This is a genomic window from Peribacillus sp. R9-11 (assembly GCF_031345095.1).
Taxonomy (GTDB): domain Bacteria; phylum Bacillota; class Bacilli; order Bacillales; family DSM-1321; genus Peribacillus; species Peribacillus butanolivorans.
In genome coordinates, this window is sequence record NZ_CP133763.1 from 5,292,326 (window position 1) to 5,306,262 (window position 13,937).

The window sequence follows — 13,937 nt, forward strand, 5'->3', positions numbered from 1 at the left end:
TGTCATCGGTACAGGATTAATTATAACAGATTCATTAAAAAAATCAATTGTAAGGTCTTGGCAGTTCTACATCTTTTGTCTGTCGCGGAAAGCACGCTCAATATCACGTTTCGCTTCCTTCTTCTTCAGGTCTTCACGCTTGTCATATTGTTTCTTCCCTTTACCCAGCCCAATTAAAACCTTGGCAAAGCCATTTTTCAAATACATTTTCAAGGGTACAATTGTGTATCCTGTTTCTTTCGTTTCCCCAATAAGCTTATTAATTTCCTTTTTGTGCAGGAGAAGTTTTCGTGTCCGTAATGGATCATGATTATAACGGTTTCCTTGCTCATAAGGGCTGACATGCATATTATGTAGATACAATTCGCCGTTTTCAATTTTGGCAAAGGAATCCTTTAAATTGGCTTTTCCGGCCCGAATCGATTTGATTTCTGTCCCTTGCAAAACAATTCCTGCTTCAAAGGTATCTTCAATAAAGAAATCATGAAATGCTTTTTTATTTTGTGCTAATTGCTTCCCTGAGCCTTTTGGCATCTAACTCTCCCCTTTATCATCCAATCAGGGAGAGGATGACTGGATCATCCTCTCTCCTCAATCTTATCTCTTTTTAGGTTTTCTTTTGCGCTTAGCAGCTGGCGCATTTTCAAAGAATTTTTTCTTCTTTTTCGGTTTTCTTTCTGAAGAAGACGAATCACTATTGCGATTGCCTCCACGGCTTCCGCCTTTGCTTTCGTTACGGCCCGAATTACCACCGCGGCCTCGTTTACGCTCACCTGAATTAGCCTTGAATATTTTCTTCTCCCCAGAAGGACGAGGACGGCTAACTTTCATGCCGATGATTTCAAAATCAATGGCCCGTTCCTCTTTATTCACGTTGGAAACACGTATGTCTATCTCATCGCCAATCCGGAATACCTTACCTGTTCGTTCCCCGATCATCGCAAGCTGACGCTCATCAAAGCGGTAATAATCATCCGTCATAAAGCTGACATGAACAAGCCCCTCAATGGTATTCGGCAGCTCAACAAACATCCCGAAGTTCGTAACAGATCCAATGATACCGGTGTATTCTTCACCAATTTTATCAAGCATGTACTCTGCTTTCTTCAAATCATCGGTTTCCCGCTCAGCATCGACTGAGCGACGTTCGCGCTTCGACGTATGATCGGCAATCTCAGGTAAAATGGCATTCCACTTTTCCTTGGTAGCTTGATCTAGTTTACCCTCCACCAAATAGGTCCGAATTAAACGATGCACGATTAAATCCGGGTAACGGCGTATCGGTGATGTGAAATGGGTATAAAACTCAGCTGATAAGCCAAAGTGGCCCAAACTCTCCGGATCATATTTAGCCTGTTGCATTGAACGAAGCATTACCGTTGAAATAACCGTTTCTTCCGGTTTTCCAGCAACAGCCTCAATGATTTCCTGTAAAGCCTTTGGATGAACATCATTGGCCGATCCTCGAACAATATATCCGAAGTTCGTAATGAATTCAAAGAAGCGCTGCAGTTTTTCAGGTTTCGGATCCTCGTGAATACGGTAAATGAAAGGTACATCGAGACGATGGAAATGCTCTGCAACAGCTTCGTTAGCTGCAAGCATGAACTCTTCAATCAGCTTTTCCGCAACTGATCTTTCACGTAATACAACTTCAGTCGGATGTCCTTCTTCATCCACAATGACTCTCGCTTCATTAAAATCAAAGTCGATTGCACCGCGGTTCATCCGCTTTTTACGAAGAATGGCCGCTAACTTCTCCATGTCCTGGAACATAGGTACCAGCGCTTCATATCGTTCGAGTTGTTCTTCATCTTTGTCCACAAGAATTTTGTTCACATTGCCATAAGTCATTCGTTCCGTCGTTTTAATGACACTTTCAAAAATTTCATGATTGACGACATCGCCATTTGGCGTGATTTCCATTTCACACGATAGTGTAAAACGATCAACTTGAGGGTTCAAAGAACAAATCCCATTCGATAAGCGATGCGGAATCATAGGAATAACCCTGTCCACCAAATAAACGCTCGTACCTCTTTCAAGAGCTTCCTTATCGATCGGTGAACCTTCCTTCACATAATGGCTTACGTCAGCAATATGTACACCCAACTTGTAATTGCCATTTTCAAGTTTAGAAACCGTAACAGCATCATCCAAGTCCTTCGCATCCGCTCCATCTATCGTTACTAATACATCATTACGCAAATCCCTGCGGTTGCCAATTTCACTTTCTTCAATGGTATCCGAAACGGCATTAGCTTGCTCCATGACTTCTTCAGGGAACTCCATTGGCAAACCATATTTATGAATTACTGACAGAATATCCACGCCAGGGTCATTCTTATGCCCAAGAATTTCAATGACTTCTCCTTCTGCACTTACACGTCCTTCAGGATAAGAAGTCAGCTTAACTACAACCTTATGACCCTCTACCGCTCCATGAGAGGCATGCTGTGGAATGAAAATATCATTCGCAATTTTTTTATCATCTGGGATGACAAAACCAAAACTTTTACTCTCGGAGTATGTACCGACTACTTGTGTAATTCCGCGTTCAAGTATTCTAATAACTGTACCTTCTTGTCTTGAGCCGGATGTTTCTGAAGAAACACGGACCATGACGATATCTCCATGCATTGCTGTACCTGTTTCATTTGGCGGAATGAAAATATCATCCATTCCTGGATTATCTTCAGGTGTAACAAATGCGAAGCCCTTAGCATGTCCTGTTAATTTACCGCGAAATAAGTTCATTTTTTGCGGCAGACCGTAACGATTGCTTCTCGTTCTGACTACCAATCCCTTTTCTTCCATCTTAACTAGCGCCTTCACGAAATTCTTGAAGTCTGCTGAGTCTTCGATTTTTAGAGCCTCTTCAAGTTCTTGTACTGTTAACGGCTTATACGCTTCGTCTGTCATATACGTCAGAAGCTTATTTATGTGTTCTTGAATGTTATCTTCCATAAAACCCCTCCTATTCAGGGTATGATAATTTTGTTATTCGGACCAATCCAGACTTTCTAAAAATTCAAATACATCTTCATGCAACTGGTTACGTTCTTTATCAAGGGTTATGACATGACCGGATTCTTCATACCACTTGATTTGTTTAACAGGTGATTCGATAGCTTCATAAATAATATCGGCACTTTTTGGATTGATTACATCATCATGCCGACCCTGCACGACAAATGTCGGCGTGTAGATATGATCGACGTGCTCTCGTACATCAGTTATCAATTCCTGAAGAACTTTCAATGTATTCATAGGTTTGTCAGCAAAGCGGTCCATTTCCTGCTCTATTTGTTCTTGTGTTTTCCCTTCGTACTTCTTAAATTCTCTGGCGTACTCCAATACTCCTTTATACATCATTTCTACACTTTTAATATACATAGGCGCACACATTGATACGATACCCTTTATAGGTACAGTGTAACCTAATTTCAGAGAAAATACGCCTCCTAATGAGAGTCCAGCAACAGCAATTTCTTCATGGCCTTTGCTTTTTAAAAAATCATAGGCCATCATGACATCTTTCCACCAATCAGCAGGACCCGTTTTTACCAATTCCTCTGGTGGCACACCATGTCCTTTATAGTGTGGAGCATGACAGGTGTATCCCTGTTTCTCCAAGTATCGGCCAAGCATACGTACATCTGCAGAATTTCCCGTAAATCCGTGTAAAAGTAAGACAGCTCTTTTTCCGCCTTCAAAAGTAAAGGGCTGTTGCAGCTTGATTTTCATGATTATAAGCTCCTTTATTTGTAAATAGCATCCAAAAAAATTTCTGTATTTTATCATTAAGTGCTAAAATTACTATATCTATACATACAACTATAGTGCAAAGAAAAAAGCCTAGCTATTTAGCTAGACTCATTTTTGATCCATTACACATCAAAGAATGCAACAAGTAAAGTTAAAGCAAAGAATAAAACAGCTAATACTATCGTTGCCCGATGTAAAATTAGGTCTAAGCCGCGTGCTTTTTGTTTTCCGAATAACTGCTCAGCACCACCGGCAATCGCACCTGATAAACCTGCACTTTTTCCTGATTGAAGCAATACCGTCACAATAAGAGCGATACTAACAATCACTAAAAGCGTTATGAGAATTGCATGCATGCAATTACACCTCCTGAAGGACCAATACAATTAATTTAACTTTACCACACCCAATAAATATCTACAATCTTTGTTATGATTTTATGGTAAGAACTTCTAAACATTTATAGTCATTGATTTCTTTTTGAATCAAAGTTTGAGATAATTTACATAAAGAGAAGAAAGAGGTGTCACCATGTTTAAGTCCATACTTCGGATTCTTGATCTCCTGACCATCCTATTCTCGGCGGTTGCCGGTTATTCTTTATGGACAGGCGGTAGCAACCTTATGAGTGTCCTGTTAATCATCCTATCACCGCTTTTATTGCTGCTTGCCAAGTATCACGGAAACCGTTACTTATTATTTGCTGCATATATCACGACAACTATTTATTTTACTGCTATTATTTATAATGGACTTTCCAATAGCAGTGTCGACTTTTTCCAATCAAGCTTTCATGTACTTCTAATTGGGGCAGCAGCTGTTTTACTGAGTATCGTAGCCGCAGTTATTGGGTTTGGAACTAATACCCTTACGATTCTCTGGCTATCGCTACACGCCCTAGTCACATTTGAGACAATCAGAATGTCATCTGGTTTCCTTTCGCACTTTTGGTCTACACCAGTCGTGGAAGCCGCAGTCCGTAATGATTATCCTTTTTTGTTGATGGTAGTCTGGATTGGATTATTTCTGGATAAATATCAGAGTGAATTAACAAGGGACTATTTATCCCGGTAATATTGTAAAAACTTTATCTTTGGAAATCTTATTTTAAAAGCAAGGGGCCTTTCATATGTTAAAACCTATATTTGCAGCAACTGCTCTTTCAACTTTTATTCTATTAGCTGGATGTTCATTCGACCTATCCAACGATGATAAAAAAGAGCAAAAAGAAGAACAGCCGATCTCCCAAGATACGGAGACAGAAACTAATGAGAAAAGTGATTCAAATGAATCGGCCCAACGCCAGGTAGAAGTCGATACGACTGTTAAACCCGCACAGAAAGGGCTTCAGACATTGGCCGAACCGGAAAGCATACCTGTCCTTGTCAATAAACAATACAGTCTGCCGGAAGATTACAAACCTGACGATCTTTTCTATCCAAAAGTAGATTTCATCTTTCAAGATAAAATTGAAAAAAGAATGATGCGAAAAGAAGCAGGAGAAGCTCTTGAAAAAATGTTCCAAGCTGCTGAAAAAGAAAACATGCATTTAGCTGGCGTCTCTGCCTACCGCTCACACCAAACACAAATCTCTATCTTTAATAACTATGTGAAAAGAGATGGGGAAGAAAAAGCTAAAACCTACAGTGCTCTGCCCGGAACAAGCGAACATGAAACAGGTCTAGCTATTGATGTTACGACCCATGATGGTGCATGCGCTGCTCAAGACTGCTTCGGCGACACAAATGAAGCTACCTGGCTGGCCGAACACGCCCATGAATACGGATATATTATCCGCTATCCAAAAGGCAAGGAAAGCATCACAGGCTATAAATACGAACCATGGCACATCCGCTATGTTGGTGTTGATACCGCTGCTGAAATTTTTGAAACTAATAGTACATTAGAAGAATTCTATAATGCAGTTCCCGTACAAGCTGTAACGGATAATTAAAAAAAGGTGCCCAGATGCGGCACCTTTTTTTGGATGAATTCGATTTAATCAAACGTTTGATTAAATCTATTTATCAGGCTTGAACCCAATGTTATTAAGGTTTTCATTAAAAAGCTGGCTCAGTATTATCGTCTTTCAACGAATTTTAGAGTCAGCCTTTTTTAGAAGATTACTTCTTCAAGTTATAGAAAGATTTCAAGCCGCAAGATCACCAAGCTGGTCTTCAATGCGAAGAAGTTGGTCGATTGCATGTGATTTCATGAAATCCACCTAGTTCCCTTTGCCAAATCTATTAAGGTCAATTGAAATAAAAAAGAAGAAGATTTTCATCTCCTACTTTATTAAGTAATCATCATTATACAAAAACTATATACGCGTCTCTTTTTCCATTTAATAAAGTCAAAATGTATTTAAAAACTTCATCAGGTTTAATATCTTTAATAGAAACATATATTAATGTGTCACCAAATTCTTTTTCCACTAGATAATATTCTTTCCAGTTATTTATTTCTATCATGAACTCCTTCAAAAATCCTTTATAAACATAAAAAACCTCCTATTTAAATGTGGATTACCACATTTAAATAGAAGGTCAAAAGCATTAATCTGTACTAATTAAATCTGCTTCTCGTCAGAAGCGGACTTCAAAATGATTACTTCTTCAAGTTATAGAAAGATTTCAAGCCACCATATACAGCCAAGTCACCAAGCTGGTCTTCGATGCGAAGAAGTTGGTTGTATTTAGCGATACGGTCTGTACGAGACATAGATCCGGTTTTGATTTGCCCTGCGTTTGTTGCAACAGCGATGTCAGCGATTGTAGCATCTTCTGTTTCACCTGAACGGTGGGAAACGACTGCAGTGTAACCAGCGCGTTTTGCCATTTCGATCGCATCAAACGTTTCAGTTAGTGTACCAATTTGGTTCACTTTGATCAGGATGGAGTTGCCGATGCCTTTTTCGATGCCTTCAGCCAATTTTTTCGTGTTAGTTACAAATAAATCGTCACCCACTAATTGAACTTTTGAACCTATGCGTTCAGTTAGAAGTTTGTGTCCATCCCAGTCATTTTCATCCAAGCCGTCTTCAATAGAAAGAATCGGGAATTCATTCACTAGCTCTTCATAGAAAGCAACCATTTCTTCGGATGTTACTCCATTGCGGCCTTCGCCTGCAAGATCGTATTTGCCTGTTTCTTTGTTATAGAATTCAGATGAAGCTACGTCCATACCAAGGTAGATATCTTCGCCAGCTTTGTAGCCTGCTTTTTCAATTGCCTCGATAATGACTTGTAACGCTTCACGGTTTGAACCAAGGTTTGGCGCAAATCCTCCTTCATCACCAACAGCCGTGTTCAGGCCTTTAGCAGAAAGAACAGATTTTAAGGCATGGAATACTTCAGCACCCATACGAACTGCTTCTTTGAAGCTAGGAGCACCGACAGGAAGAATCATAAATTCCTGGAAGTCGACATTGTTATCGGCATGTGATCCACCGTTAATGATGTTCATCATTGGAGTTGGAAGTTGTTTCGCATTGAACCCTCCAAGGTAACGATACAATGGTAAACCGGAAAATTCCGCAGCAGCATGGGCTGCAGCCATTGATACACCAAGGATTGCATTTGCTCCCAAGTTTCCTTTGTTTTCTGTACCATCTAGTTCAATCATGGTAAGGTCAAGGCCTGCTTGGTTTGTTACATCCAAACCGATGACAGCTTCAGCAATGATCTCATTTACATTATCAACTGCTTTTTGTACCCCTTTACCCAGGTAACGAGATTTATCTCCGTCACGAAGCTCAACTGCTTCGTGTTCTCCTGTGGAAGCACCTGATGGTACAATTGCTCGTCCGAAGTATCCGGACTCTGTTTGGATTTCTACTTCTACTGTTGGATTACCACGAGAATCTAGCACTTCGCGTGCATATACATGTTCGATGTACGGCATTATAAATCTCTCCTTTTCCAATTCACAATTTTATTTAGATAATAGGGATTTCCCTGTCATTTCAACAGGTTTTTCGACTCCAAGCAAATCAAGCATCGTTGGAGCTAAATCACCTAGGATACCACCTGTTCTTAATGTTACCTGATTTTTAGTGATAATGACAGGCACAGGATTTGTTGTATGGGCTGTCATGGGGTTGCCTTCAAGCGTTACAACTTCATCAGCATTCCCATGGTCAGCGGTTATGATTGCTGTTCCGCCTTTTGAGACGATTAGATCGACAATTTTACCTAGGCACTCATCCACGGTTTCAATCGCTTTAATAGTCGGCTCCAGCATCCCTGAATGGCCGACCATATCCGGGTTGGCAAAATTCAAAAGAATAGCATCAAAGCGGTCCGCCTCAATTTGTTCCAACAACGCATCCGTCACTTCATAAGCACTCATTTCTGGCTTTAAATCATATGTAGCAACTTTCGGAGAATTAATTAAAATTCTCTCTTCTCCAGGAAACTTCTCTTCACGTCCGCCGCTCATGAAAAATGTCACATGAGGATACTTTTCAGTTTCAGCAATGCGAAGCTGGGTTAGTTGATTTTGAGAAAGTACTTCCCCTAATGTATTATCAAGATTTGTTGGCTTAAAAGCAACATATCCGTCAACTGTTTCTGAAAAATGTGTCAAGCAGACAAAATGCAGGTTATTCGGATGACCAGGACCACGGTCAAATGATCGAAAATCCTTATTCGTAAACGTATTTGAAATCTGAATTGCCCGGTCTGGACGGAAGTTATAAAAAATAACCGCATCATCATCTTTTATTGTCGCTACCGGTTTCCCATCTTCCGCTGTAATGACTGAAGGTATCACGAACTCATCAAAAATACCATGTTCGTAAGAGTCTTCTACACATTCCATCGCAGAAGGGTAAGCAGGTCCATCACCGTACACCATTGAACGATAGGATTTTTCCACACGCTCCCAGCGTTTATCACGGTCCATGGAATAATATCGTCCGGATATGGTCGCGAACTGACCAACACCAATTTCCTTCATTTTCGCTTCCGCATCCTTAATATAACCTTGTGCCGTTTTCGGTCCAACATCCCGTCCATCTAAAAATGCATGAACATATACGTTTTTAACTCCTTCTTTAGCCGCCAATTTCAGCAGGGCATACATATGTTCAATATGACTGTGCACACCGCCATCTGAAAGGAGACCAAAAAGATGAAGGTCTGTACCTTTTTTCTTGGTATGGTTCATGGCATCAAGAAAAGTTTGGTTTTCTGCAAACTCTCCTTCACGAATTGCTAGGTTCACCCGGGTCAGACTTTGATAAACGATCCGTCCGGCCCCTATATTCAAGTGACCCACTTCAGAGTTCCCCATTTGACCAGCAGGCAAGCCGACAGCTTCCCCGCTTGCAGTTAAATGGGAATGCGGATACTGGTCCCAATAACGATCAAAGTTCGGTTTTTTTGCATGAAAAACAGCATTTCCTTCTTCTACATTGCGGCAGCCAAAACCGTCTAAGATGATAAGTGCCACAGGCGACTTACTCATAGTGACCAGCCTCCAGCAATTGTAAAAAGGAATCAGTTTTCAAGCTTGCCCCGCCTACCAATGCACCGTCAATATCAGGCTGTGCCATGTACTCTTTGATATTCTCAGGCTTCACACTGCCGCCGTACTGAATGCGGATGGCTGCCGCTGCTTCGTTAGAAAACTTATCAGCAACAACTGAGCGGATATGTGCACAAACTTCATTTGCATCCTGAGCAGATGAAGATTTCCCTGTTCCAATCGCCCAAATCGGCTCATAAGCAATAACGGCTTGTTTCAATTGGTCATCAGATAGCCCCGCAAGGCCTTTTTCAATCTGGCTACCAACGAAATCATTCGTTTCTCCAGCTTCCCTCTGCTCTAGTGTTTCACCACAACAAATGATAGGCGTTAACTGATTTGCAAAAGCAGCGTGAGCTTTTTTATTTACGGCTTCATCCGTTTCATTGAACATTTCCCGGCGTTCAGAATGACCAAGAATGACATATGATACACCAAGATCAGCCAAAGCAATTGGACTGATTTCTCCTGTGAAGGCACCACTCTCTTCAAAGTGCATGTTTTGCGCCCCGATTTTCACATCGGTTCCTTTTGCTGCTTGAACAAGTTGATCCAAAAATAAAGCTGGAGCACATACAACTGAATCGATTAAATCTTGCTTCGGAATCAAATTGCTCACTTCTTCTAAAAAGGCAGTCGCTTCAGATAGTGTTTTATTCATTTTCCAGTTTCCTGCAATAATCGGTTTTCGCATTTGGTTTCTCATCCCTTCTAAAGTTGATATTTTTAACGGTTCACTCTTATTTATCGTTCAAGGCTACTACTCCAGGAAGCTCTTTGCCTTCCATGAACTCAAGAGAAGCACCGCCACCAGTTGATATATGGGACATCTTTTCTGCTAAGCCAAACTTTTCAGCAGCTGCAGCAGAATCCCCTCCGCCTACAATGCTGTAAGTATCTTTTGCTTCCGCCAATGCTTCAGCAACAGTTCTCGTTCCATTCGCAAATTTATCGAATTCAAATACACCCATTGGTCCATTCCAAATTACTAGCTTAGAGCCCTTGATTACATCTGCAAATAATTCACTTGTTTTAGGTCCAATATCAAGCGCCATTTTATCATTTGGGATAGCATCAATATCGACATTCTGGGCTTGTGCATCAGGTGAAAATTCTGCTGCTACAACAGCATCAATTGGCAAATGCAGTTGTACGCCTTTTTCTTTCGCACTCTCAATGAAAGATTTAGCCAGCTCGATTTTGTCTTCTTCTAATAAAGAATTACCGATTTCATGACCTTGTGCTTTAATAAATGTATAACCTAATCCACCACCAATAATCAAGTGATCGACATTTTCCAACAGGTTCTCGATAACACCTATTTTATCCTTTACCTTTGCTCCCCCAATTATAGCTGTAAAAGGACGTTCTGGATTGGATAGAGCTTTTCCTAATACCGCAAGCTCTTTTTCCATTAACAATCCAGCAACAGCAGGAAGATGATGGGCTATCCCTTCCGTTGAAGCATGTGCACGGTGCGCAGCTCCGAATGCATCATTTACATAAACATCAGCCAATGCAGCAAATGACTTCGCTAATTCAGGATCGTTCTTCTCCTCACCAGGATAGAAACGAACGTTTTCCAATAATAGAATCTCGCCATTTCCCATGTTATCAATGATTGATTGAACTGACTCCCCGTAAGCTTCTTCAGCCTTTTGTACATCTTTGCCACTAAGTTCACTTAGTCTTTCCGCAACAGGAGCTAGGCGTAATTCTTCAACAACTTGTCCCTTTGGACGACCAAGGTGGCTGGCTAAAATAACTTTAGCACCTTGTTCTGTCAGATAGGAAATCGTCGGCAGTGCAGCTTTGATTCTCGTATCATCCGAAATCTTTCCGTCCTGCATCGGAACGTTGAAATCAACACGGCAAAATACGCGTTTCCCCTTTAATTCAATATCTCTAATCGACTTTTTATTCATAATCCAAGAACCCCCTTAGATATTGTTAACATATTTTTGATTCTTTTAGTCAAAAAGGGAGAGGGTAAATATCCCAACTCCCCTTTTCTCTTTTTCATTATAGTCGGTTTCCAGGAAATTATCCAAAAACAAGAAATGTAAACGCTTGACTGTTTAATGACTTACTAATAATATCATCTTCTGCCAAGTTTTTTTAGAGGTGTTATTAAAAAAACCTCACCTTGGTGAGGTTTTTTTAATATTCTAATTACAATCCTTTTTTAGCCAAATAGTCGATTAAATCTACAACACGGCTAGAATATCCTGTTTCATTATCATACCAAGATAATACTTTTACCATGTTTCCTTCCATTACCATCGTGGAAAGAGCATCAATTGTAGAAGATGATGCGTTACCGTTATAGTCTCCTGATACTAGAGGAAGTTCGCTGTAATCAAGAATTCCTTTTAGTTCTCCTTCTGATGCCTTTTTAAATGCTGCATTTACTTCTTCAGCTGTTACATCTTTTTCAAGCTCTGCAACAAGGTCGACTACAGATACGTTTGGAGTAGGTACACGCATTGCCATACCATTCAATTTCCCTTTAAGTTCAGGAAGTACAAGTGCAACAGCTTTTGCTGCCCCAGTTGTTGTAGGAATGATATTTTCAGCCGCTGCACGTGCTCGACGATAATCTTTATGAGGCAAATCAAGGATTTGCTGATCATTTGTATAAGAGTGAACTGTAGTCATCATACCGCGTTTAATTCCGAATTGTTCATGAAGCACTTTAGCAAATGGAGCTAAACAGTTCGTCGTACAAGAAGCATTTGAAATAACGTGGTGGTTTTCTGCATCATATTTGTCTTCGTTTACACCCATAACGATCGTGATATCTTCATCAGATGCAGGAGCTGAAATAATAACTTTTTTCGCGCCAGCTTCTAAATGTTTAGCAGCATCGGAACGTTTTGTAAAACGTCCTGTAGATTCTACAACTACTTCTACTCCTAGTTCTCCCCATGCTAACTGTGCAGGATCACGTTCAGCCAATACTTTAACTTTATGGCCATCAACAACTAAGTAATCCCCATCCACTGTTACTTTTTCATTAAGAGAGCCATGAATTGAATCATATTGCAGAAGGTGCGCTAACATATTAGCATCTGTTAAGTCGTTAATAGCTACAATATCTACCTCAGGATTACTCAATGCTGCCCGAAATACATTACGTCCAATACGTCCAAAACCATTAATTCCAACTTTTACTGTCATGAAAAATTCCTCCTTTTAAGTTCGCAAATATATTAAGGGGTATAATTCCCCTGAATTAACTCTTGTGCTGCCGCTTCATCCGTGATTAAAACCGTCGATGAAGGTGCGCCTTTCATATATGAACGGATTGCTTTTGCTTTAGTTTTCCCACCTGCTACAGTAATCACTCGCTTTTCAGGGCTAAGATCATCTAATTGAATGCCGACAGTCAAAACTTTATGAACAACTTTTCCGTTTTCATCGTAATAATAACCGAATGCTTCTCCTACAGCATTTCCATCAATCAGCTTCTTTAGCATTTCTGGTGTAGAATTTCTTCTTTTAGCCATTGCCAAAGCATCACCAATTCCATGGATAATCATATCGGCTGACTTGATTTGGGAAATAACTTCTTTAATTGCAGGTTCTTTCATAAAGGAAGCATATACCTCACCGCTTAATTGATCAGGTACATATAACACTCGGTACGAGGCATGCGTCTTATGTGCCATTTTCTCTACAATGGTATTAGCTTGATTCTGTACAGCTTCACCAATTCCGCCGCGAGCAGGGACAAATATCAATTTCCTTGACGCTGCATCAGGTGACAAAGAATTAGCTACTTCGGCCATTGTTGATCCACCTGTAACAGCAATGGTATTCTTTGATTCCCACTCTTGTTTCATACGGTTTGCACATGCTTTGCCCAATTCTTTTTTTACCCATGGAATTTCATCACAATTACCAGAGACTATGATGACTTCATCAACTTGTAATATGTCCTGCAACTTCCGTTCCATTATGTCTATACCCATTACTTCACGCATTATTCCTTCTAACTTATCCAGGATCTCCATCCCTTCATCAGTGAGAGTCATTCCAGAACTGAATATATTTATCAGGTTCTGACTTTTCAGAAAATCAACCTCACCTCTTAGCGTCCGCTCCGTCAAATTAAGGCTAACTGCCAGACTTCGCCTTCCAACTGGCTGCATCATTTTGATATAACGCAGGATATCATATCTTTTTTGCATAACCATAAGGAAATCAGGTAATAATTTTCTTTGTACCTCGAGTAATGTACGCATGTTTAAAACTCCTAAAAGTTAAAGTTGGACACTTTATGTCCCGCATAGTCATTTAATGTCCCACTTAAAACAAAAAAATATTCCTGCTACATATTTTATTCTAGCAGGAACGGAATGTTTCTTCAAATGATTTGAAAAATTATTTTTCCACAAGCCTATTTAAAGCTGATTTATCAACATTTCCGAATTGAATTATATTACATTTCCATTCTATAACAGGAATCATAAGCCCGAACTTTTCAAGTAAAGCATCATCAGAATAGATATCAATTTCCGTATATACTATACCTGATTCAAATTTAATCTCTTCAAGAATCTGTTTGGCCTTTTCACATAATGGACATTTTTCCCTGCTGTATAAAACAAACACATTTGATTCCAAATTACTCATCC

13 protein-coding genes are annotated in these 13,937 nt (G+C 40.1%); 2 read left to right on the top strand and 11 right to left on the bottom strand.

Going from position 1 to position 13,937, the window contains the following annotated elements:
- Positions 1-66: 66 nt before the first annotated feature.
- The 4 genes from smpB to secG form a co-directional block, all read right to left on the bottom strand.
- On the bottom strand, positions 67-534 hold the full coding sequence (smpB, locus tag RE409_RS25795) for an SsrA-binding protein SmpB (protein ID WP_053348626.1): 468 nt from the start codon (positions 532-534) through the stop codon (positions 67-69).
- Between the two features lie 63 nt (positions 535-597).
- Positions 598-2,967 (bottom strand): ribonuclease R, encoded by a 2,370-nt coding sequence (gene rnr, locus RE409_RS25800; protein ID WP_057215845.1) that lies wholly within the window; start codon positions 2,965-2,967, stop codon positions 598-600.
- Positions 2,968-3,000: 33 nt separating this feature from the next.
- A complete protein-coding gene (locus RE409_RS25805) occupies positions 3,001-3,747 on the bottom strand; it encodes an alpha/beta hydrolase (RefSeq protein ID WP_309558274.1) in 747 nt (248 codons plus the stop codon).
- A gap of 143 nt (positions 3,748-3,890) precedes the next feature.
- Positions 3,891-4,124: a preprotein translocase subunit SecG gene (gene secG / locus RE409_RS25810; protein WP_053348623.1), complete on the bottom strand. Its 234-nt coding sequence runs from the start codon at positions 4,122-4,124 to the stop codon at positions 3,891-3,893.
- Positions 4,125-4,299: 175 nt separating this feature from the next.
- Between secG and RE409_RS25815 the strand changes: the two genes are divergently transcribed.
- The gene (locus RE409_RS25815) at positions 4,300-4,842 is read left to right on the top strand and encodes a hypothetical protein (RefSeq protein WP_201187305.1); all 543 of its coding nucleotides are present in this window, start codon (positions 4,300-4,302) and stop codon (positions 4,840-4,842) included.
- Between the two features lie 55 nt (positions 4,843-4,897).
- The gene (locus RE409_RS25820) at positions 4,898-5,722 is read left to right on the top strand and encodes a M15 family metallopeptidase (RefSeq protein ID WP_201187307.1); all 825 of its coding nucleotides are present in this window, start codon (positions 4,898-4,900) and stop codon (positions 5,720-5,722) included.
- Positions 5,723-6,375: 653 nt separating this feature from the next.
- Here RE409_RS25820 and eno read toward each other — a convergent pair.
- The 7 genes from eno to RE409_RS25855 all read right to left on the bottom strand — a co-directional run bounded on the left by eno (position 6,376) and on the right by RE409_RS25855 (position 13,926).
- On the bottom strand, positions 6,376-7,671 hold the full coding sequence (eno, locus tag RE409_RS25825) for a phosphopyruvate hydratase (RefSeq protein ID WP_053348619.1): 1,296 nt from the start codon (positions 7,669-7,671) through the stop codon (positions 6,376-6,378).
- A gap of 30 nt (positions 7,672-7,701) precedes the next feature.
- A complete protein-coding gene (gene gpmI / locus RE409_RS25830) occupies positions 7,702-9,237 on the bottom strand; it encodes a 2,3-bisphosphoglycerate-independent phosphoglycerate mutase (protein WP_201250266.1) in 1,536 nt (511 codons plus the stop codon).
- Positions 9,230-9,991, bottom strand: coding sequence for a triose-phosphate isomerase (gene tpiA, locus RE409_RS25835; RefSeq protein ID WP_201188120.1), 762 nt, complete (start codon positions 9,989-9,991; stop codon positions 9,230-9,232). Before tpiA ends, gpmI begins: the two co-directional genes overlap by 8 nt.
- A gap of 46 nt (positions 9,992-10,037) precedes the next feature.
- Positions 10,038-11,222 carry a phosphoglycerate kinase gene (locus RE409_RS25840; RefSeq protein ID WP_201187311.1) on the bottom strand — a complete coding sequence of 395 codons (1,185 nt, stop codon included), beginning with the start codon at positions 11,220-11,222 and terminating at the stop codon, positions 10,038-10,040.
- Between the two features lie 247 nt (positions 11,223-11,469).
- On the bottom strand, positions 11,470-12,477 hold the full coding sequence (gene gap, locus RE409_RS25845; RefSeq protein ID WP_201187312.1) for a type I glyceraldehyde-3-phosphate dehydrogenase: 1,008 nt from the start codon (positions 12,475-12,477) through the stop codon (positions 11,470-11,472).
- A gap of 32 nt (positions 12,478-12,509) precedes the next feature.
- Complete coding sequence (locus tag RE409_RS25850) at positions 12,510-13,544, bottom strand: sugar-binding transcriptional regulator (protein ID WP_309558275.1); 1,035 nt, start codon at positions 13,542-13,544, stop codon at positions 12,510-12,512.
- A 139-nt stretch (positions 13,545-13,683) separates the two neighbouring features.
- A complete protein-coding gene (locus RE409_RS25855; protein ID WP_309558276.1) occupies positions 13,684-13,926 on the bottom strand; it encodes a glutaredoxin family protein in 243 nt (80 codons plus the stop codon).
- Between the last annotated feature and the right edge of the window lie 11 nt (positions 13,927-13,937).